The organism is Paenibacillus forsythiae T98 (assembly GCF_000520735.1).
In the GTDB taxonomy this organism is placed as follows: domain Bacteria; phylum Bacillota; class Bacilli; order Paenibacillales; family Paenibacillaceae; genus Paenibacillus_AQ; species Paenibacillus_AQ forsythiae.
In genome coordinates this window covers 1-348 of sequence record NZ_ASSC01000614.1, presented here as the reverse complement: position 1 = coordinate 348, position 348 = coordinate 1, and the positions used below count along the sequence as shown (strand labels likewise).

The 348-nt window shown below is 64.1% G+C and carries 1 protein-coding gene; it reads right to left on the bottom strand.

The genetic code is table 11. The features are described 5' to 3' along the window. Positions 1–348, bottom strand: a 348-nt coding sequence (locus L692_RS29460; RefSeq protein ID WP_036724523.1) for an aminotransferase class V-fold PLP-dependent enzyme, incomplete at both ends; no start/stop codon positions are given.

Below are 348 nucleotides of genomic sequence, written 5' to 3'. Positions count from 1 at the left end.
TGGGCATTGCCATCCGGTCCCGGAGGAAGGACGACGACCTCGCCGATGCACTCCTGCCAGGGGAGAAGGTTGGAGTGATGCTCCATGTGGGTTACAAAAATAACCGGCCGCTCCTCCGGCGGCAGCGTCACCCGTTCCTCCATCCATTCCGGCAGCCGCAGTCCGAGCAGCCGCTGCAGCTTGTTCACGGCCGCAGTCATGCCGAAGCCGCAGGTTAGCAGAATGTCGCGCGGGCCTGCGTTCACATGGCGCTTGATGATGCGCCCGGCCTCTTCGTAAGCCCGGGTCATCGTCATCCCCGTGGCGTTGGCCTCGGTATGCGGATTGCCGATAAACGGGCCGAACCGC